This is a genomic window from Serratia sp. 4542, from assembly GCF_016805595.1.
Lineage (GTDB): Bacteria > Pseudomonadota > Gammaproteobacteria > Enterobacterales > Enterobacteriaceae > Serratia > Serratia nevei.
Genome location: NZ_RXKV01000001.1, coordinates 162,288 through 181,843, shown reverse-complemented (window position 1 = coordinate 181,843; position 19,556 = coordinate 162,288). Strand labels below are relative to the sequence as shown.

Sequence of the window (19,556 nt, the reverse complement as noted above, 5' to 3'; positions counted from 1 at the left end):
CATGATGATACACCTACTGATTGTCGACGCCCTGAACCTCATCCGCCGCATTCACGCCGTGCAGGGCTCCCCTTGCGTCAACGCCTGCCGCCACGCGCTGCAGCAGCTGATCCAACACAGCCGCCCAACCCATGCAGTGGCGGTCTTCGACGAGGACGATCGCCGCGACAGCTGGCGCAACCAAATTCTGCCGGACTACAAGGCCGGGCGCTCGCCGATGCCGGAAAATCTGCAGCAGGAGATGCCGCAGCTGCGCGAGGCCTTCGCCGAATTGGGCGTCGCCAGCTGGCATTCTCCCGGCAACGAGGCGGACGATCTGGCTGCCACGCTGGCGGCGAAGGTCGCCGGCGGCGGCCACCAGGTGACCATCGTCTCCACCGACAAAGGCTACTGCCAGCTGCTGGCGCCGAACGTGCAGATCCGCGATTACTTCCAGAAACGCTGGCTGGACATGCCCTTCGTGCAGCAAGAATTCGGCGTACAGCCGCAGCAGCTGCCGGACTATTGGGGGCTGGCGGGGATCGGCAGCAGCAAGATCCCCGGCGTGGCCGGCATCGGGCCGAAAACCGCCGTGCTGCTGTTGCAGCAGTCGGGCAGCCTGGATGGGCTCTATCAGCACCTGGAGCAGGTGCCGGAGAAATGGCGCGGCAAGCTGGAGCAACACCGCGAGCTGGCCTACGTCAGCAAACAGGTCGCCACGCTGCGCACCGATCTGTCGCTGGACGGTAACCTGCAGCAGCTGCGCCTGCCGATACAATAAGGGCGCTGCAAGCAGCGCCCTTCATCAGGCTTAACGCGATTAATCGCGCTCGTCGCGCCGGCCCGGCACCGCCGACCACATGCGGCGCACGTGTACGGTGATCTCTTCGCGGTCGTGATACAGCTGCTTGGCGTGCACTTCGACGCTGATGCCGGCGGCGCCCAGCGCTTCGCGGATGCTCGTCAGGTTTTGCGACACTTCCTCATAGCGCTTTTTCATCGGCAGCTTGAGGTTAAAGATCGCTTCGCGGCACCAGCCTTTCACCAGCCACTGAATCATCAGGCTGGTCACCTTCGCCGGTTTCTCCACCATGTCGCACACCAACCAGTAGATCTTGCTGCTGTTCGGCTCGAACTTGAAGCCGTCGGCGCGGTGGTGCGTCACCTGGCCGGTTTCCATCAGGCTCGGCGCCATCGGGCCGTTATCCACCGAATGCACCATCATACTGCGTTTCACCAGCTGATAGGTCCAGCCGCCCGGGCAAGCGCCCAGATCGACCGCGTGCATGCCGCTGGCCAGGCGTTCGTCCCACTCGTCGGCGGGGATGAACACGTGGAACGCTTCTTCCAGCTTCAGCGTCGACCGGCTCGGCGCATCGGCCGGGAAGCGCAGACGCGGAATGCCCATGTAGAACGGCGAGTTGTTGTTGCTGTAGGAGTAACCGACGTAGCAGCAGCCCGGCGCGATGAAGAACACGTGCACCACCGGGCGAGTCGGGTTCTCGCGCGCCATCAGCACCTTCTGCTCGCGCATCGCGCCGCGCAGCGGCACCGTCAGCTTGCGGCAGAACTTCATCAGCTCTTTGCTTTCGTTGGTGTCCGGCACTTCCACCCGCAGCTCGCCGCCGCGATCCACCACGCCGATCAGCATGCCGACGATCGGCGATACCCGATCTTCCGGCGGCAGATCGCGCAGCAGCTCACCCACCACGATCATCTGGCGGGCGAAAATCAGTTCGCGGAACGGAATTTCCCGCGCCAGGCGGTCGGCATCGTCCGGCTGATAGCATTCGAACAGCACGTAACCGCTGTGCTCTTTTACCCGCGCAAAGCCGTAAATCTCCAGTTGGGCGGCTTTGTCGGTGATCTCCGCCGCACACTCTTTTTCAAAGCCGGGACGGCAGTACAACGCAATCTTATTCATGGCGCTCGGCCTTTTTCCTCAGACGCAAAGCGCCAATCAACATCAATATCCAGCCGATCAGGAAGCACACGCCGCCAACCGGCGTGATATAAACCCAGACCTTCAGGTGCGACAGCGCCAGGCAATAGAGGCTGCCGCTGAACAACACGGTGCCGAACGCCAACAGCGCTCCGCTCCAGTAAAACCACAGGCTCACGCGGCGCTGCATCGCGACCGCCAGCGCCAGGATGGCCAGGGTGTGGAATCCCTGATATTCCAGCCCGGTGCGGATCCAGGCCATTTCGTTGGCGCCGAGCGTACCGCTTAGCACATGCGCGCCGAATGCGCCCAACGCGACAAACACAAAGCCGCTGATAGCGGCGAAAACCAGCATGGAACGGCTGCTCATCGTGATCTATCCCATTAAAAATCACCGGCCGCGGCAAGGCGGCGGCCGGTCTTATTGTTCGTAGCGGAAGCGGAACTTCTCTTGTTCGCTGGCGGCACGCGCCAGGATCCACTGCCGGAAGGCGGCTATTTTACCCAGTTCTGCCTGGCTGTCATGACATACCAGATAAAAAGCGTTTTTACTGACCAGCACATCGTTGAACGGGCACACCAGGCGACCGGCTTCAATCTCGGTTTGCGCCATCACGTTGTTCACCAGCGCCACGCCCTGGCCGTGTACCGCCGCCTGCACCACCATGGCGCTGTGGCTGAAGATCGGCCCCTGCTGCACGTTGATGTGCTGCAACCCCAGCTGGCGCGTATAGGCCAGCCAGTCGCGGCGTGAAACGTCGTGCAGCAGCGTATGATAAGCCAGATCCTCGGCGGTTTTCAGCGGATGATCGCCGGTCAGCAGGCTAGGCGAACACACCGGCAGCAGATATTCCGCATACAGGCGCTCGGCACGCAGCCCCGGCCAGTTGCCACGGCCGTAGAAAATCGCCACGTCAACGTCGTCCGCCAGCTTGTCTTCTTCGCGGTCCACCGCCTGGATGCGCACGTCGATCCCCGGATAAGCTGAGTTAAAGCCGGAAAGGCGCGGCACCAGCCACTGAATGGCGAAGCTCGGCGGCAGGCTGACGGTCAATGCCCCCTTGGCGCTGCGTGCCTGCAGCTTGCGCGTCGCCTCGTTGATCGAAGAGAAGATCTCCTTGATATCAAGGTAGTAACTTTGCCCCTCTTCGGTCAGCAGAAGCGAGCGGTTGCGCCGGCGAAACAGCTTCAGCCCGAGGAAGTCCTCCAGCGACTTGATCTGGTGGCTCACCGCGGCCTGGGTCACGAACAGCTCTTCCGCCGCCTTGGTGAAACTCAGGTGGCGAGCGGCCGCATCGAACACGCGCAGCGCATTGAGGGGAGGTAAGCGTTTAGACATTAAATTAGCTACTTTTGTGTAACATTAATCCGAATGATTCGGCGCCGAAAATCGGGCGGCTTTGCGTGGCAAGCCATCGGTAAACGCTAACGGCGTATTGCCATTAGTTTTTTTAATCCGAGCCATTATAATTTGTCCGTTGAGGATGCGCCAGCAAATACCTATAGTGGCGGCACTTCCCGGGCCGGAACGAAAAGGGAGTGGGTGTCGAGGACGCCGATGAACTTTTGGCTTGTGGTTGTGATGTTGTGTTTGCAAATTGTCCGGCGATTCCGGACATGGTAGCTAGACTACTGTTTTTTCACTTCCTGTACATTTACCCTGTCTGTCCATAGTGATTTTATGCAGCACCGCAAAACTTGCGGTGCTTTTTTTTGCCTGACGGTTACTGGTTGCTTTCAACCATCTCTTTCACATCGGCGCGGTTGATCTGCTGCTCGACGCCGTTGGCGTCTTTATAGCTGATCATGCCGGTGTCGTTGTCCACTTTAGGCTTGCCGTCAGCGACAATGGTGCGTCCGTCATTGGTATGCATCACGTAGTTGCTGGAACAGGCGGCCAGGGTGAACGTAAGCATCAGAGCAGAGAGAACTGCGGCTGTTTTCTTCATTGAGGACTCCTTTGTAGTTTTAAATGCTGATAAATACCTTTTATCTGTATAGATGCGATTAATTAGCGCACATTTAATAGCATAACAAACTTTCCAAATTTTGCCAGGCGATAAGTCCTAATAGGCAGGATCGCTTGTCTCCGGCGGCAAAATAGGACAGGATCACCCATCGACTCAAGCCAGTGACAATCAGGGTATGACGCCTTTTAACCCCAGCCTTTTTCGCCAACAGTTTCCCGCGCTCGCGCAGGACGGCATCTATCTGGACAGCGCCGCCACCGCGTTGAAACCGCAGGCGGTGATCGACGCCACGCAGCAATTTTATCGCGATGACGCCGCCACCGTGCACCGCAGCCAGCATCGGGCAGCGCAGGATCTGACCGCCCGTTTCGAACGAGCGCGCGTCCAGGTGGCCCAGTTGATCAATGCGCCGTCGGCCGACGACATCGTCTGGACGCGCGGCACCACCGAGGCGATCAACCTGGTGGCGCAGAGCTACCTGCGTCCGCGCCTGCAGCCGGGCGATGAAATCCTGGTAAGTGAAGCGGAACACCACGCCAACCTGATCCCCTGGCTGATGGTGGCAGAGCAAACCGGCGCGCGGGTGGTGAAACTGCCGATCGGCGCCGATCGGTTGCCGGATTTGACGCAGCTGCCCGCCCTGCTCAACGACAACACCCGCCTGTTGGCGCTGGGGCAAATGTCCAACGTCACCGGCGGCTGCCCGGATCTGGCGCCGGCGATCGCACAGGCGCATGCCGCCGGCGCACGCGTGATGATCGACGGCGCTCAGGGCGTGGTTCACGGCCCGGCCGACGTACAGCGGCTCGACATCGATTTCTACGCCTTCTCCGGCCACAAGCTGTATGGCCCGACCGGCATCGGCGCGCTGTACGGCAAAGCCGAGCTGCTGGCGCAGATGGCGCCGTGGCAAGGCGGCGGCAAGATGCTGACCCAGGCGTCGTTCGACGGTTTTACCCCGCAAAAACCGCCGCACTGCTTCGAAGCCGGCACGCCGAACATCGCCGGCGTGCTGGGGTTGGCCGCGGCGCTCACCTGGCTCAACGAGCAGGACATGGCGGCGGCGGAGCGCTACAGCCGCGAGCTGGCGGACCAGGCGGAACAGCGGTTGGCGCAGCTACCGGGCTTTCGCAGCTTCCGCAGCTCCGGCTCCAGCCTGCTGGCGTTCGATATCGCCGGCGTACACCACAGCGACATCGTCACGCTGTTGGCGGAGCAAGGCATTGCGCTGCGCGCCGGCCAACACTGCGCGCAGCCGCTGATGGCGGCGTTAGGCGTCAGCGGCACGCTGCGCGCATCGTTCGCCCCCTACAATACGCAACAGGACGTCGATACGCTGGTCAGCGCGTTGACTCACGCCCTCGATCTGCTGGCCGACTGACTTGATTCCCGGAGACGCTATGCTCGCCCCCCATCCTTTTGGCCGAGAGGTCACCGCCGAAGCGTTGATCGCCACCTTCAGCACGCTGAAACAGTGGGAAGACCGCTACCGCCAGCTGATTATGCTCGCGAAACGGCTGCCGCCGCTGCCGGAGGCCTTGCGCAGTGAAGAAATAGCGTTGAGCGGGTGTGAAAACCGCGTCTGGTTGGGGCACCAGTTGCTGGAAGACGGCACGCTGCACTTCTATGGCGACAGCGAAGGCCGCATCGTGCGCGGCCTGCTGGCGGTGCTGTTGACCGAAGTGGAAGGGAAAACGCCGCAGCAGATCGCCGCATTGGATCCGCTGGCGCTGTTCGATCGGTTAGCGCTGCGCGCGCAGCTGAGCGCCACCCGCGCCGGCGGCCTGGCGGCGTTGGCCGCCGCCGTAAAGGCGATCGCCGCCCGTTACGCCTGACGCGCCGCCTTCGCCACCATCTTTTTCAGCGCGTGCGACACGGCGACGAAGCCGAAGGTCGCGGTGACCATGGTCGCCGCGCCGAATCCCGCGCTGCAATCCATTCTTTTCGGCCCTTCCGCCGTGCTGCGCGAAGCGCACACCGAACCGTCCGGCTGCGGGTAAACCAGCGGCTCGCTGGAGAAGACGCAGTCGATGCCCAGCTTGCCCTTGCCGTTTTTCACCACGTTGAAATCGTGCTTCAGCCGCTCGCGCAGCTTGGCGGCCAGCGGATCCTGGATGGTTTTCGCCAGATCGGCCACTTCGATCTTGGTCGGATCAATCTGCCCGCCGGCGCCGCCGGTGGTCACCACCGGGATCTTGAAGCGGCGGCAGTATGACAACAGCGCCGCCTTCGGCCGCACGCTGTCGATCGCGTCGATGACGTAGCTGAAGTTATGGTCCAGCAGCTCGGCGACGTTGTCCGGGGTGATGAAATCGTCGATGCAGGTCACCCGGCATTCCGGGTTGATCGCCAGGATACGCTCCGCCATCACCTCGGTTTTCGATTGCCCGACGTGTTGGCGCAACGCGTGGATCTGGCGGTTGGTATTGGTGACGCAAACATCATCCATGTCGATCAGGGTGATGGCGCCGATGCCGGTGCGCGCCAGTGCCTCAGCCGCCCAGGAACCCACGCCGCCGATGCCGATCACGCAGACGTGCGCCTGCGCGAACACCGCCAACGCCTGCTGGCCGTACAACCGCGCCGTGCCGCCGAAACGCTGCAGATAGGCTTCCGAATAAGCTGTGCTCATAACGCTTTAATTACCTTCGTAATGCAAATGATAAGGGCCGGAAAATCCGGCCCTTGCGGGTCACTCTTTTCACGCCGTATGCGTTTACCGGGTGGCCAGCAACGAACCGCTGCCGTTTGACTGATTCGCGCTGAACAGCTGGCCACCGCCGTTGTTCTTCAGCACCCAGACGCGGCCATAGTGGTTATAGTACCCCGCCGAGTGGCCGGCTTCCGGCCCGATGCCCTGATACATGTCAAAGTGCTGGCCCTTGATGGCGCCGCCCACGTCGAGCGCGACCATCAGGCGCATCTCGTATTTTCCCGTGAATTTACCCTTGTTGTCCAGCAGCGGCACTTCGGCCAGCAGCGTGGTGCCCGCCGGGATCAGCGAACGGTCGGAGGCCACCGAGGCTTTAGCGATCAGCGGCACCGCGCTGGCACCCTTCACCGGCGCAAAAGCTTCCGGGCGGAAGAACACGAACGACGGATTTTGCTCCAGCAGCTCACGCACCTCTGCGGCGCTGTGGGTATCCGCCCACTGACGGATCGCCTGCATCGACATGTCCGCCTTGGCCACTTCGCCGCGATCGATCAGCACCTTGCCGATGCTGCGATAGGCGTGGCCGTTCTTGCCGCCGTAGCCGAAGAACACCAGCGGCTGGCCGTTGCCGTAGTCGACGTAGCCACTGCCCTGGACTTCCATCATGAAGTTATCCATCAGCGAGTTGGTGTAAGCAATGATATAGCGATCGTCAAGCGCGCCGGAATAGATGCCCGCGCGATCCGGCAAGCGGCCTCTGCCCTTCGGCGGCATGCGGTACAGCGGATAGCGGAACTCGCCCTGTTGGGTATAGCGCGCCTGCACCACCGGCGTGTAGTAGCCGGTAAACTGCACGTTGCCGTAATTGTCGACGCCTTCCATCTGGTAAGCGCTGAGGCCGTACTGGCTCAGCATGCGCGTGTCGGCGCCGGACGCCATCCAGCTTTGCACCGCCTGATAGGTGCTGTTGTTGCGGTTAAACAGCGAAGGCGATGCGTACTTGATCTCCATCAGCTGATCCGAGTAGTCCTTGGCGTTGACCGGCGAACCTTTGGCGTTGGGCTGATTGACCAGCTCCAGCGATTGATCCAGACGGCCGTCTTTATATTGCTGACCCCGATCGGTCGGCTTGGACGAACAGCCCGCCAACACCGCCACTATCAACCCGCCCAGCAGGTATTTGCCCCAACGTCCTTTCATCGCGCACACTCTCAAACTGATATGATCTACCGGCTGAACGATAACAAACGCTCATTGATAAAGGAATCGCTGCAAATAAAAAAAGCCGCACGGAGGATGGTGATGAAAAAGAAGGCAAATTGCGGGCAAATCCAGCAGAAAAACGGGTTTAGGCCAATAAAATGCAAAAAGGGTTTGCAACAAAACGCACGGAGAGTATAGTGCGCATCCATCGGACGCGGGGTGGAGCAGCCTGGTAGCTCGTCGGGCTCATAACCCGAAGGTCGTCGGTTCAAATCCGGCCCCCGCAACCAACCGATGCCGCATTGGCGGTATTTGCGTTTGGCTTCGATAACAAAGTATTATACGGACGCGGGGTGGAGCAGCCTGGTAGCTCGTCGGGCTCATAACCCGAAGGTCGTCGGTTCAAATCCGGCCCCCGCAACCAACCGAATGTCGTACCAGCGGCATACCATGAAACGGTGGTTTCGTAGTAATACAGCATCAAGACGGACGCGGGGTGGAGCAGCCTGGTAGCTCGTCGGGCTCATAACCCGAAGGTCGTCGGTTCAAATCCGGCCTCCGCAACCAACTCTTGATGACAACAGACAAGCACCCTGACGGGTGTTTTTTTGTATCTGCAATCCGCAAAAATAGCCGGACTCGCGCCCGGCCCTGCTTCTATCGGCTCGCCAGCGCGCCGCCGTTGGCGAAATAAGCCTTGATGCCCGCCAGAATCGACTCCGCCACCTGCTGCTGGAAATGGCTGGTGCGCAGCTTGCGCTCCTCTTCGATATTGCTGATAAACGCCGTTTCCACCAGGATCGACGGGATATCCGGCGCCTTCAACACCGCAAAACCGGCCTGATCGACGCGATTCTTGTGCAACCGGTTGATTTTCCCCATCCGATTCAACACTTCCTTGCCGAACTTCAGGCTGTCGTTGATGGTCGCGGTCTGGATCAGATCGAACATGGTATGGTCGAGATAACGGTCGCCGCTCTTGCTGACGCCGCCAATTTGGTCCGACGCGTTCTGCGTCTGCGCCAGGAACTTGGCCGCCGAGCTGGTGGCGCCCTTGGTGGACAACGCGAACACCGATGAACCGCGCGCCGCGCGGCTGGTAAAGGCGTCGGCGTGAATCGAAACGAACAGATCCGCGCGCTGCTTGCGCGCCTTGGCGACGCGCACCTTGAGCGGGATAAACACGTCTTCGTTGCGCGTCATGAACACCTTCATGTTCGGCTCGCGCTTGATCATGGCGCTCAGCTTGCGGGCAATCTGCAATACGATGTCTTTCTCGCGCGTCTTGTACTTGCCGATAGCGCCGGGATCTTCGCCGCCGTGGCCAGGATCCAGCATGATGACGATCGGCCGATCGCGCCCCGCCTTGCCGGCCTGCGGCGCTTCCGGCGGCAACGTGCGCTCCAGATCGCCCTTGTTGTAATCTTCCAGTAACGCCAGTAGCGGATCATACTCCTCACCACCGCTGCCGGCCTTGGTCGGGTAGAGATCCATGACCAGACGGTTGCGATACTCCGGCACCGGCGCCAGCGTGAAAATATGCGGGCTGACGCTCTGCTTGAGCTCCAGCACCAGCCGCACGGTATTCTGATCGAACTGGCCGACGCGCGCCTGCTTGAGATAAGGGTCGTCGGCACGTACCTGCCCGGCGATGCCTTTCAGCACGCTGTTAAGGTGAACGCCTTCGATGTCCACCACCACGCGATCGGGATTGGTCAGGGCAAACTGCTTGTATTTCAGCTCGACGTTGGATTCCAGCGTGACGCGGGTATAGGTGGAGGATGGCCAGACGCGCACGGCGATCACGTGCGATGACGCGGCGAAGCCCGTACGACTCACACTCAGCAACCAGCTGGCGGCAACGCCCTGTAATAAACGACGGCGGCCCAGATTGTGATTAGAGTTTGGCATGCGGCTCCGGCAGTAATAGCTGTTTACAACAGATGAAAAAAACACCAATAGAATGGGGATGCCGAAAACTTTAACCAATCATTCCAGCCCTGTCATCAGAAAATCTTTTTATGGTTTTTCAATTTATTAACGATTTAACCCCCTTAGCGCACTCTTCATGACGATTTCCCACTTGCCATTGGCGCCATAAAAGAATAAAAATACAGAAATATCGTATAAATATGCAAAAGAGGTTTAGCCGTGAAGGAACGTAGTACAGAGCTGGTGCAAGGATTCCGTCACTCAGTCCCCTATATCAACGCCCACCGCGGCAAAACGTTTGTCATCATGCTCGGCGGGGAAGCCATCGAACACGAGAATTTCTCCAACATCGTCAACGATATCGGGCTGCTGCATAGTCTGGGCATTCGCCTGGTGGTGGTTTACGGCGCACGGCCGCAGATCGACGCCAATCTGGCGCAGCACAACTATGAGCCGATCTACCACAAACACACCCGCGTGACCGACGCCCATACGCTCGAGCTGGTCAAGCAGGCCGCCGGTTTGTTGCAGCTCGATATCACCGCCCGGCTGTCGATGAGCCTCAACAACACGCCGCTGCAAGGTGCGCATATCAACGTGGTCAGCGGCAACTTCATCATCGCGCAGCCGCTGGGCGTCGATGACGGCATCGACTACTGTCACAGCGGCCGCATTCGCCGCATCGATGAAGACGCGATCCACCGCCAGCTCGACAGCAACGCCATCGTGCTGATCGGCCCGGTCGCGGTTTCGGTCACCGGCGAGAGCTTCAACCTGACTTCGGAAGAAGTGGCTACCCAGTTGGCGATCAAGCTGAAAGCGGAAAAAATGATCGGTTTCTGCTCCTCGCAAGGCGTGACCGACGCGGAGGGCAACATCCTTTCCGAGCTGTTCCCCAACGACGCGCAAAAGCGCCTTGAAGAGCTCGAGGAAGGCGGCGACTACCATTCCGGCACCGTGCGCTTCCTGCGCGGCGCGGTAAAAGGCTGCCGCAGCGGTGTGCGCCGCAGCCACCTGATCAGCTACCAGGAAGACGGCGCGCTGGTGCAAGAGCTGTTCTCACGCGACGGCATCGGCACCCAAATCGTGATGGAGAGCGCCGAACAGGTGCGCCGGGCGACGATCAACGACATCGGCGGCATCCTGGAGCTGATCCGGCCGCTCGAACAGCAGGGTATTCTGGTGCGCCGTTCGCGTGAACAGCTGGAGATGGAGATCGACAAGTTCACCATTATCGAACGCGACAACCTGACCATCGCCTGCGCGGCGCTGTACCCGTTCTTAGAGGAAAAAATCGGTGAGATGGCCTGTGTCGCGGTACATCCCGATTACCGCAGTTCTTCGCGCGGCGAGATGCTGCTGCAGCGGGTGGAAAACCAGGCGCGTCAGATGGGGCTGAAGAAGCTGTTCGTGCTGACCACCCGCAGCATCCACTGGTTCCAGGAACGCGGATTCACCCCGGCGGAAGTCGACGTGCTGCCGATGCAAAAGCAGGCGCTGTATAACTATCAGCGCCGTTCCAAAATCCTGCTGGCCGATCTGTAATCCCCACGGCGCGGCCGTTGCCGCGCCCCTTCAACGCTTATTCCGTCGCCTGCAGCCGTTCAGCCAATCCGCTGCGACGCTGAGTCGGCATGCGAATGGCCCGCAGCAACACCGCCTCCGTGGCATACAGCGAGAGCTGCTTACGCGCGCGAGTGATCGCGGTATAGACCAGCTCACGCGTCAGCACCGGCAGGAAGTGATTCGGCAACACCAGGACCGTATGGTCAAACTCCGATCCCTGAGATTTGTGCACCGTCATGGCATAGGCGGTTTCATGCGCCGGCAAACGGCTCGGCTGCACCGACTTGATGCTGCCGTCCGGCAGTTGGAAATGCACGCGCAAATCGCCGTGCTCATCCGGCAGCGTAATGCCGATATCTCCATTGAACAGCCCCAGCGCGCTGTCGTTGCGGCCGATCATCACCGGCCGCCCCCGGTACCAGCGGCCGAGCACGCCCGGTTTGCGGTCGATCAGACCGGCACGCTGCAGCCCGAGCTCAATACGATCATTCAAGCCGGCGACGCCGAATGGCCCTTCACGCAGCGCGCACAGCACCTGAAAACGGCCAAAGGCCGCCAGCACCGCCGCCGCGTCCGCGCCTTCGGCGGTCAGCCGCAAATAGTCGCGATAGCCCGCCACGCAGGCATCCAACAGCGCCTGATACTCTTCGCTCGTCGCCAGCGCATAGCCCGTGACATCGCCGAAACTGCCGTTTAATGCCGCCAGCGCGCGATCCCCCGCACCGGCGTTGACCGCCAACGCCAGCTGACCGATGCCGGAACGGGCATCGAAACGGTAGCTCTTGCGCAGCAGACACAGGCTGTCGCGCACCGCCGCTTCCGCATCGGCCTGCCGCCCTGCGAGCGAACAGCCGGTCAGGCGGCTCAGCTCTGCGGCACGCGCGCCGCTGTATCCCTGCTCGGCAAAGCGGCAAATATCTCCCAGCACCGCGCCGGCCTCCACCGAGGCCAGCTGATCGCGGTCGCCGAGAAAAATCACCCGCGCCCGATCGGGCAGCGCGGCAATCAGGCGCGCCATCATCGGCAGATCGACCATCGAGGCCTCATCCACCACCAACACATCCAAATGCAGCCGGTTGCCACGGTGATAACGCATGCGCTGACTGTTCGGTTGCGCCCCCAACAGACGGTGCAACGTCGCCGCCTCCGTCGGGAACAACGCCTGCTGCGCCGGGGTCAGCGCCAGTTGACGGCTGGCGCTGCCAAGCGACTCCGTCAGGCGCGCCGCCGCCTTGCCGGTCGGTGCCGCCAGTTGAATGCGCAAGCGCGCGCCTTCATCCAGCTGCACCAGCGCCGCCAGCAGCTTGGCGACGGTGGTGGTTTTACCGGTGCCAGGCCCGCCGGAAATGACCGCGATACGCCGCGTGGCGGCCACTGCGGCGGCGATCTTCTGCCAATCGGGCTCGTCACTCGCCGCGCCGAACAGGCGGTCGAGAATAATGCGCAGCTCAGCCTCCGGTACCGCCAACGACTCGCCTTCACCGCCGATAAACGCCGCCACTTCACCTTCGTTTTGCCACATGCGCTGCAGATACAGGCGCGGCCCGCGTAGCACCAGTGGCGTAGCGCTACTGCCGTCCCCGACCGCTGCGCTGGCCGCCAAACGCTGCTGCCAACGCACGCTATCCGGTCGCCCGGCCGCCTCCCACACCGCCAACGCCAACGCCGGCTGGCGCCCTTCAAACAGCGTGTCCGCCTGCAGTTGCTCCAGCATCAGACAGACGTGGCCGGCCCCCGCCTCTGCGCTCAGGCAGGCGGCGGCCAGCAAAATATCGGGCTCGTCTTCGTTCGCCACCACGCGGGCGAACTGCACGTCCAGCGGACGCAGCACGCCAAGCGCTACCGCCTGCTCCAGCAGTGCGATCATGATCCTTCCTCCGTCGCCACAGCTTCGCCGCTGAACAAGCGATCCATCCCCTCCACCAGCTCAAGCTCAGGGAGACAGGTGAAAATGCCGTTGCCCGGGTGCGCCGCATCCACGCCGCGCAGGAACAGATAAATCACCCCGCCAAAATGGCGCCGATAATCGTAATCCGGCAACCGATGACGCAGATAACGATGCAGCGCCAGCGTATACAGCTGGTATTGCAGATCGTAACGATGCTCCGCCATCGCCTGCTCCATCGCCGGCCGGGTATAGGCGCTACTGTCTTCCCCCAGCCAGTTGGACTTGTAGTCCAGCAGGTAGTATTTGCCCTGCCAGCAGAACACCAGGTCGATAAAGCCTTTCAGCATGCCCTGCACCTGATGAAAATCCAGCGCCGGACAGCGGGCGGAAAGCGGATCGTAACGCTTCACCAGGGCATCGAGCTCCTTCGCCTGCAACAGCCGGTTGATCGGCAAATAGAACTGCAGCTCGGCCTGCTTGTGCTGCGGCGTCAGCGCCGCCAGCGTCACGCCGCTGTCGGCTAGCGGCGTGTTGAGCAACACCTGCATCCACGCCAGCAAAATCGGCTGCCAATGTTCGGCGAACCCGTGCTGTTGCAGCTGTGCCAGCAGCCACTGTTCGTCTAACGGCTGAGTGAAATCCAATGTTTCGAACAGGCTGTGCAGGAAGGTGCCGGGCGTTGCGCCGCGCGGGAAGGTATGCGGTGTGAGCGCTGGCTCACTTTCTTCCCCGCGCTCGCCCGCGGCGTCGACATCCAGACGCGGCAGCAGATCCTGCATCAGGCTCGCGCCGTGCTGTTGCAAACCGGTATAGCTGGTCACCCGCCAAAAATCCTGGATCCGCCGGGTAAAGTTTTTCGCCGCCAGCGCTTCAGCCAACGCCGCCTGGGGCTGCCAGGGCGCCTCGTCCGGCGGTTCCACCAGCGACAGCGCAATGCCGCCGCCCGCCAGTTGCTGCAGCCGCTCCTGCAGATACGCAGCGTCGCCGGCCTGCCCGCCCTGCACCAGATAACCCAATGCGATGCGGTGCAGATCGGTCTCGCCCTGTTTCTTGCGCGTGCCCTGGAACAACGGCGCGATGCCGATGCTGCAGTGGTATACCGAGCGGGTCAGCGCCACGTACAGCAGACGCAGGTCTTCCGCCAACCGCTCCTCCTCCGCCCAGGCCTGGCTCTCTTCATTGGCGTCGAGATCCAGCAATGCCTGGAAGCTGTGGCGATCGTGATACAGCGCCTGTTGCTGCTGGCGGAAATTGCCGACGAACGGCAGCCACACCAGATCGAATTCCAGCCCCTTGGACTTGTGGATGGTGATCACCTGCACCAGATGCCGGTCGCTCTCCAGCCGCAGCTGTTGATTGTCGGACTGGCGATTAGGCTGGGCAATCTGCTGCGCCAACCAGCGAACCAGCGCATGCTCGCTGTCGAGCTGCGCCGCCGCCTCTTGCAACAGCTCCCCCAGGTGCAGCACGTCGGTCAAGCGACGCTCGCCGCCGGCGCTGGCCAGCAGGTTCTCCGCCAGCTGGCGCGCTTTCATCACCTCGCTCAGCATCGGCAACACGCCGCGGCGCAGCCAGAGCGTGCGGTAGTTGTCGAACTCGTTAACCAGCGCGTCCCAGGCGCGCTCATCGCGGCTCAGGCCGTCCAGCGTCGGCGCGTCCAACCCCATCAGCCCGGTGGCCATGGCGCTGCGCAGCGTGCGCTCCTGTTCCGGCGCCAACACCGCCTGCAACAACCACAGCAGGTCTTTGGCCTCCGGGGTGTCGAACACGCTGTCGCGGTTGGACAGATACACCGACGGAATGGACAGCGCGCTCAGCGCATCGCGCACCAACGCCGCCTCATTCCGGCTGCGCACCAGCACTGTGATATCGGAGGCTTGTACCGAACGAGGCTCCTTGCCGCCCTGCAACCATGCCTGGCCCTGCTGCCCGGCGCTGAGCCAGTCGCGAATTTGCGTGGCGCACAGGCGCGCCATCAACTGTTGGTAATCACTTACACCGGCGCCTTCCCCCTGCTGCAGCCAGAACTGCATCGCCGGTTGCGGCTTGCCGTGCAGGTCAAACGCCAACCCTTGGTTCTTTTCCGCCGCGCTGACCTCGATAAAGGGGATTTGGCCGAACAGGAAAGGCTTTTCTACCTGAGAAAACAGGTGATTGACGCTGGCGACCATCGACGGCGACGAGCGCCAGTTGGTCTCCAGCGTATAGTGGGCGCTCACCTCTGAACGCGCCCGCATGTAGGTAAAAATGTCGGCGCCGCGAAAGGCGTAAATCGCCTGCTTGGGATCGCCAATCAGCAGCAGGCCGCAATCGGGCCGGCCGACGTAAAGCTTTTGGAAAATACGGTATTGCTGCGGATCGGTATCCTGGAATTCATCGATCATCGCCACCGGGTAGCGCTGACGGATCGCCTGCGCCAGCTGTTCACCACCGCCGCTTTGCAGGGCGCCGTCCAGCCGGCTGAGCAGGTCGTCAAACCCCAGCTCGGCACGCTGGCGCTTTTCCTGCTGAATGGAAGTGCGGATCTCGCTGAGCGCACGCGCCATGATCAGGTCGCGCAGCGTCAACGGCTCATCGAACAGCTCGTCGATCGCCGTGAACAGCGCATGCCGCGGCGGCTCGCCTTTCTTGGTCTTCTCCAGCAGCACCGACTGGCGAAATTTATCCAGTTCCTTCGGCAGCTGATAGTCCTGAGTCTCCTGCCCGCTCCATTCGCCGACCTTGTTCAGCCAGTTCGGCAGGTGTTTGCTGCTGTAGCTGCGCTTATCGACGCCGGACTGGGCGATCAGCGCCTCCAGATCGCCCGCCGCCGCCCGCCATTGCGTCTTGATGGCGTCAATGCGTGCGACGATCTGCTCGTGGCGCATCAGGACGGTTTCTTCGTCCTTCGGCGGCCGACGCAGCGCCGGCGCCTCACCGTGCAGATAGCCGGAAAGATCGGCCAGCAACGCTTCCGGGCCGCTCCACTCCTGGCTGACCGCACGCGCCACGCCCAGCGGCAACGGATAGCAGTGGCGACGCCAGAAGTCGGCACAGGCCTGCCGCCGCAGCGGCAGTTCGTCCTGCACCAGCGTTTGTTCAAACAGCATGCCAGACTCGAAGGCGTTGTGCGTCAGCATTCGTTGGCAAAAGCCGTGAATGGTGTAGATCGCCGCTTCGTCCATCTGCCGCTCCGCCGCCAGCAGCTGCGAGGCGGCGTCGGTCAAATCGTCAATTTCAGCCATCAGCGCCGAAAACAGCGGGTTGGCGCTGACCCCCCGTACGCAGGCGATGCGTAATCCGTGAATATTGTCGCGGATACGCCCGCGCAGCTCCTCGGTGGCGGCCTCGGTAAAGGTCACCACCAGGATTTCTTCTACCGTCAGCGGACGAGGAAACGCCGCTTCACCGCCCAATCCCAGCAGCAAACGCAGGTACAGCGCGCCGATGGTAAAGGTTTTGCCGGTGCCCGCCGACGCTTCGATCAGGCGTTCGCCGAACAGCGGCAGCGTCAGCGGCTCCAGCCTCTGCGGGGCCGTTTCCGTCATGGCGTCGCCACTTTGCGCGGTAGGATCTGCTGCAATGCAGACGCGTTCGGATAGGTGACCCAGTCCTTAGGCGCCGCGTAATCCGCCTTATCTTGCCCGCTGCCGCTCACCTGTGACAGCACCGCCAGCCCCTGTGGCTGGATCACCGCCTGGTGGAAATAATCCGCCAGCTTGGCCGGCGTCAGCTGCTGCACCTGCGCGATCAGCTTCTGACGGGTATCGAAGGCGAAATTGCCGCGATCGAAATCGTTGGCGAACCGGCTGGCCTCTTCGCTCAGGGTTTGCGGACGCTGCTTCAGCTCATTGATGAGCGCCTGTTTGTACTGCTCAAAGTCCGCCTCGCTCATGTCGCGCAAGCGCTTCTCGGTTTTCGGGTAGAAATCCTGATAACGCTGGTACAGGTAGGCCGGCTGCTTGCTGTTACTCTGCAACAGGAAGCCCACGCCCCACTGGCGCCCCACCGACATCGGGAAGGCAAAGACCGCATACCCCAATTGCTCCTGAGTGCGCAGTTGGCTATAGAACCACGGCTGAATAATCTGCCCCAGCAGCGAGCTGTAGGCCATGCCGGTCACTTCGTCGTAGCCGGTCGGCACATAGACCGCCGCCAGCGCCGAGTCAGTGCTGCTGCCCACCTGTTGCAGGTTGGCCAGCTGATTCTTGTCCACCACCACGTCTTCGCCGTGCCACCACTCAATACCGGTACAGCCCAGGCGATGTTTCAGCGTCGACGCCAGCGTGTCGACCTGCTGCTTGCTCATGTTGCCCACCACCAACAGCTCTGGCGTGGCCTCGGCCAACAAGCTATCGCGATAGGCCAGCACGTCTTTCAGCGTCAGCGTCTTCAGCACTTCGCGGCGCTCGCTGCGTTCGGAATACGGCACGCGGGAAACCATCTGCACCGGCTGAATGGCCAGCTCAAACGCCTTGCCCTTCTCGGCGGCGTCCAACTGTTCCAGATACCAGGATTTGGCCTGCGCCAGCTGATCTTCCGTCGGCGTGAAGCTGGAATAGCCCTCGATCAACGCCGTCAGCAACTGCGGCAAACGCTGGGTAAAACCGTTGGCGTTAAACATCAGGCCGTTGTTCGGCGAGGTCGAGAAGCTCAGCCCGCCGACCGATGCCTGATAGCTCAGCTGGTCCAGCGCGAGGCCGGCCAGATAATCCGTCAGCGAGAACAGCACCTGGTTACGCGCGGAATCCATGGTTTTGGCGTTGCGGAAAGCGACGGTGACGTCGGCCTTCGGTTCGTCGGCGAAGTAACGGCTCGGCATGTACAGCACGCGCAGGCCAGGTTTATCCACCACCATTTCCGGCTTTTTGAACTCGTGCGACGGCTTGGTCAGGGTAAAGTCATCCGGGATATACGGGTTGAGCGCTGGCAACGACAGGGAAATGCCGCTGCCCAGCTGCTGCCACTGCGTAAAACGCTGCGGCGTGATTTTGTCGACCTGGTAAGGCGCGTTGACGAAATAGGCCGTCTTGTTGTGCGGCTCATCCGGGCTGACGAACCAGATGCGCGCGTTTTGCGGCGTCATGGCATCCAGGCGTTCGGCGATCGCCTTAGGATCATAACGATCGGCCAGGTAAGGCGCGTCCAGCGCATGCTCAACCGGCACGCGCAGCATGGTGTCCACCAGCCATTCGATGTAGTCCATGTCGCGCGTGATCGACGGATAACGGAAATCCAGGTTCAGAACATGCGAGATTTCATCGAAGTAGCTCTGCTTGATGCCTTCGCTGCGCAGCATTTTCAGGTAGTTGAAAATGGCGGCGACGACTTCGTCGCGCTGGGCCAGGCCTTTGTCGGTCAGTGAAACGCTGATGGCGAAGACGCCGCCGTTGCGATCGACCATCGGATCGGCGCCGGCATTGATGGCGTCCGCCAGCCCCTGCTTCTGCAACCAGTCAGACAGGGTGTTCTTGCTGCGGTTGCCGATCAGGTAGCTGATGTAGGTATCGGTTTTGCTGCGAAACGCGGCGCTGTTGTTATCGATGCGGAACTCGACCTTCAGCTGCTTGCGCGGCTGCGCCGGCACATAGTGAATGATGATGCCCTGCTGTTCCGGCGTCACGGCCGGCACGGTGATCGGCGGCACGCTGGCGTCGTGATTCGGCACGCGGCCAAAGGTTTTTGCCGCAATATCAGCCAGCTGCGACAGTGGCTGATTGCCGTACAAAACGCCCATCATCAGGTTGGCGGAGTAGTAGCGTTTATAGAAGCCGGTCAGCTCATCGTGCAACTTGCTGTCCGGCTTGTCTTTCAGCGTATCGAGATTACCGCCGGAGAAGCGCGCGCTCGGATGCGCCGGGTTAAGGGTTTCCGCGCCGACCTGCGCCATACGCATGCCGTCGCGCGAACGCGCCATCGTCAATTCGGCGTTCACCGCGTTGCGCTCGCGATCGGCATTGCCCGGATCCAGCAGCGGCTCGGCAATGGCGTCGGCCATGCGATCGACCGCCGGCTCCAGCGCGTCATTTTCCACTTCCAGATAGAAGGCAGTGCGATAAGAGGCCGTGCTGGCGTTGTGGCTGCCGCCGTGCTTTTTCAGGAATTCGGACAGGTTCTCCGGCTCTGGGTAACGTTTGGAGCCCATCAGTACCATATGCTCCAGATAGTGCGCCAAGCCCAGTTGGCTGTTCGGATCTTCGAGTGACCCGACCGGCAATGCCAGCGCCGCCAGCGATTTCGGAGCCTGGGCATCGGACACCAGCAACACCGTCATGCCGTTAGCCAACTTGATCGCTTCATACTGACGTGGATCGTGTTCGCTCTTGTTGATCTTCTCCGCCAGCGGTTGCCATCCTTGCGCGGCCCAACTCAACGGTGCCCAACACATAGCCAATAATACCAGCCCGGCGATACGGGCCAACTGTCTGCGCATATCCAAAATAA

14 protein-coding genes and 3 tRNA genes are annotated in these 19,556 nt (G+C 61.5%); 7 read left to right on the top strand and 10 right to left on the bottom strand.

Annotated features, from left to right (window positions below; genetic code table 11):
* The first annotated feature begins 1 nt into the window (after window position 1).
* Entirely contained in the window at window positions 2-760 is a 759-nt protein-coding gene (gene xni / locus EKL15_RS00840) for a flap endonuclease Xni (protein WP_203088660.1), read from the top strand.
* Between the two features lie 39 nt (window positions 761-799).
* Here the strand turns inward: xni and rlmM are convergent, their stop codons facing one another.
* The 4 genes from rlmM to EKL15_RS00820 all read right to left on the bottom strand — a co-directional run bounded on the left by rlmM (window position 800) and on the right by EKL15_RS00820 (window position 3,870).
* On the bottom strand, window positions 800-1,903 hold the full coding sequence (gene rlmM / locus EKL15_RS00835; RefSeq protein ID WP_047729979.1) for a 23S rRNA (cytidine(2498)-2'-O)-methyltransferase RlmM: 1,104 nt from the start codon (window positions 1,901-1,903) through the stop codon (window positions 800-802).
* Window positions 1,896-2,291, bottom strand: a complete 396-nt coding sequence (locus tag EKL15_RS00830; protein WP_004931896.1) for a DUF423 domain-containing protein — start codon at window positions 2,289-2,291, stop codon at window positions 1,896-1,898. Before EKL15_RS00830 ends, rlmM begins: the two co-directional genes overlap by 8 nt.
* Before the next feature lie 51 nt (window positions 2,292-2,342).
* On the bottom strand, window positions 2,343-3,260 hold the full coding sequence (locus EKL15_RS00825; RefSeq protein ID WP_025304049.1) for a transcriptional regulator GcvA: 918 nt from the start codon (window positions 3,258-3,260) through the stop codon (window positions 2,343-2,345).
* A 385-nt stretch (window positions 3,261-3,645) separates the two neighbouring features.
* Window positions 3,646-3,870, bottom strand: a complete 225-nt coding sequence (locus EKL15_RS00820; RefSeq protein ID WP_025304050.1) for a YgdI/YgdR family lipoprotein — start codon at window positions 3,868-3,870, stop codon at window positions 3,646-3,648.
* A 196-nt stretch (window positions 3,871-4,066) separates the two neighbouring features.
* Between EKL15_RS00820 and csdA the strand changes: the two genes are divergently transcribed.
* On the top strand, window positions 4,067-5,272 hold the full coding sequence (gene csdA, locus EKL15_RS00815) for a cysteine desulfurase CsdA (protein ID WP_060423041.1): 1,206 nt from the start codon (window positions 4,067-4,069) through the stop codon (window positions 5,270-5,272).
* A 19-nt stretch (window positions 5,273-5,291) separates the two neighbouring features.
* Complete coding sequence (csdE, locus tag EKL15_RS00810) at window positions 5,292-5,726, top strand: cysteine desulfurase sulfur acceptor subunit CsdE (protein ID WP_070913913.1); 435 nt, start codon at window positions 5,292-5,294, stop codon at window positions 5,724-5,726.
* Here csdE and tcdA read toward each other — a convergent pair.
* Both tcdA and mltA read right to left on the bottom strand, forming a co-directional pair.
* Complete coding sequence (gene tcdA / locus EKL15_RS00805) at window positions 5,717-6,523, bottom strand: tRNA cyclic N6-threonylcarbamoyladenosine(37) synthase TcdA (protein ID WP_004931886.1); 807 nt, start codon at window positions 6,521-6,523, stop codon at window positions 5,717-5,719. The two genes, csdE and tcdA, sit on opposite strands and share 10 nt — an antisense overlap.
* Window positions 6,524-6,607: 84 nt before the next feature.
* Window positions 6,608-7,744, bottom strand: coding sequence for a murein transglycosylase A (gene mltA, locus EKL15_RS00800; protein ID WP_049198265.1), 1,137 nt, complete (start codon window positions 7,742-7,744; stop codon window positions 6,608-6,610).
* A 216-nt stretch (window positions 7,745-7,960) separates the two neighbouring features.
* Here mltA and EKL15_RS00795 point away from each other — a divergent pair.
* From EKL15_RS00795 to EKL15_RS00785, 3 genes are all read left to right on the top strand, one after another.
* Window positions 7,961-8,037 (top strand) — tRNA-Met (locus tag EKL15_RS00795).
* Window positions 8,038-8,094: 57 nt separating this feature from the next.
* Window positions 8,095-8,171: transfer RNA gene (locus EKL15_RS00790), tRNA-Met, on the top strand.
* 66 nt (window positions 8,172-8,237) lie between these two features.
* Window positions 8,238-8,314: transfer RNA gene (locus EKL15_RS00785), tRNA-Met, on the top strand.
* 90 nt (window positions 8,315-8,404) lie between these two features.
* On the opposite strand, the gene amiC is transcribed toward EKL15_RS00785, so the two are convergent.
* Complete coding sequence (gene amiC, locus EKL15_RS00780) at window positions 8,405-9,658, bottom strand: N-acetylmuramoyl-L-alanine amidase AmiC (protein ID WP_047729977.1); 1,254 nt, start codon at window positions 9,656-9,658, stop codon at window positions 8,405-8,407.
* A gap of 240 nt (window positions 9,659-9,898) precedes the next feature.
* On the opposite strand from amiC, the gene argA reads away from it, so the two are divergent.
* On the top strand, window positions 9,899-11,224 hold the full coding sequence (argA, locus tag EKL15_RS00775; RefSeq protein ID WP_025160234.1) for an amino-acid N-acetyltransferase: 1,326 nt from the start codon (window positions 9,899-9,901) through the stop codon (window positions 11,222-11,224).
* 37 nt (window positions 11,225-11,261) lie between these two features.
* On the opposite strand, the gene recD is transcribed toward argA, so the two are convergent.
* The 3 genes from recD to ptrA are packed head-to-tail and all read right to left on the bottom strand — an operon-like array spanning window position 11,262 to window position 19,545.
* Window positions 11,262-13,112 carry an exodeoxyribonuclease V subunit alpha gene (gene recD / locus EKL15_RS00770; protein WP_100396815.1) on the bottom strand — a complete coding sequence of 617 codons (1,851 nt, stop codon included), beginning with the start codon at window positions 13,110-13,112 and terminating at the stop codon, window positions 11,262-11,264.
* Complete coding sequence (recB, locus tag EKL15_RS00765; RefSeq protein ID WP_100396816.1) at window positions 13,109-16,660, bottom strand: exodeoxyribonuclease V subunit beta; 3,552 nt, start codon at window positions 16,658-16,660, stop codon at window positions 13,109-13,111. Before recB ends, recD begins: the two co-directional genes overlap by 4 nt.
* Window positions 16,657-19,545: a pitrilysin gene (gene ptrA, locus EKL15_RS00760; RefSeq protein WP_070913928.1), complete on the bottom strand. Its 2,889-nt coding sequence runs from the start codon at window positions 19,543-19,545 to the stop codon at window positions 16,657-16,659. Before ptrA ends, recB begins: the two co-directional genes overlap by 4 nt.
* Window positions 19,546-19,556: the final 11 nt, after the last annotated feature.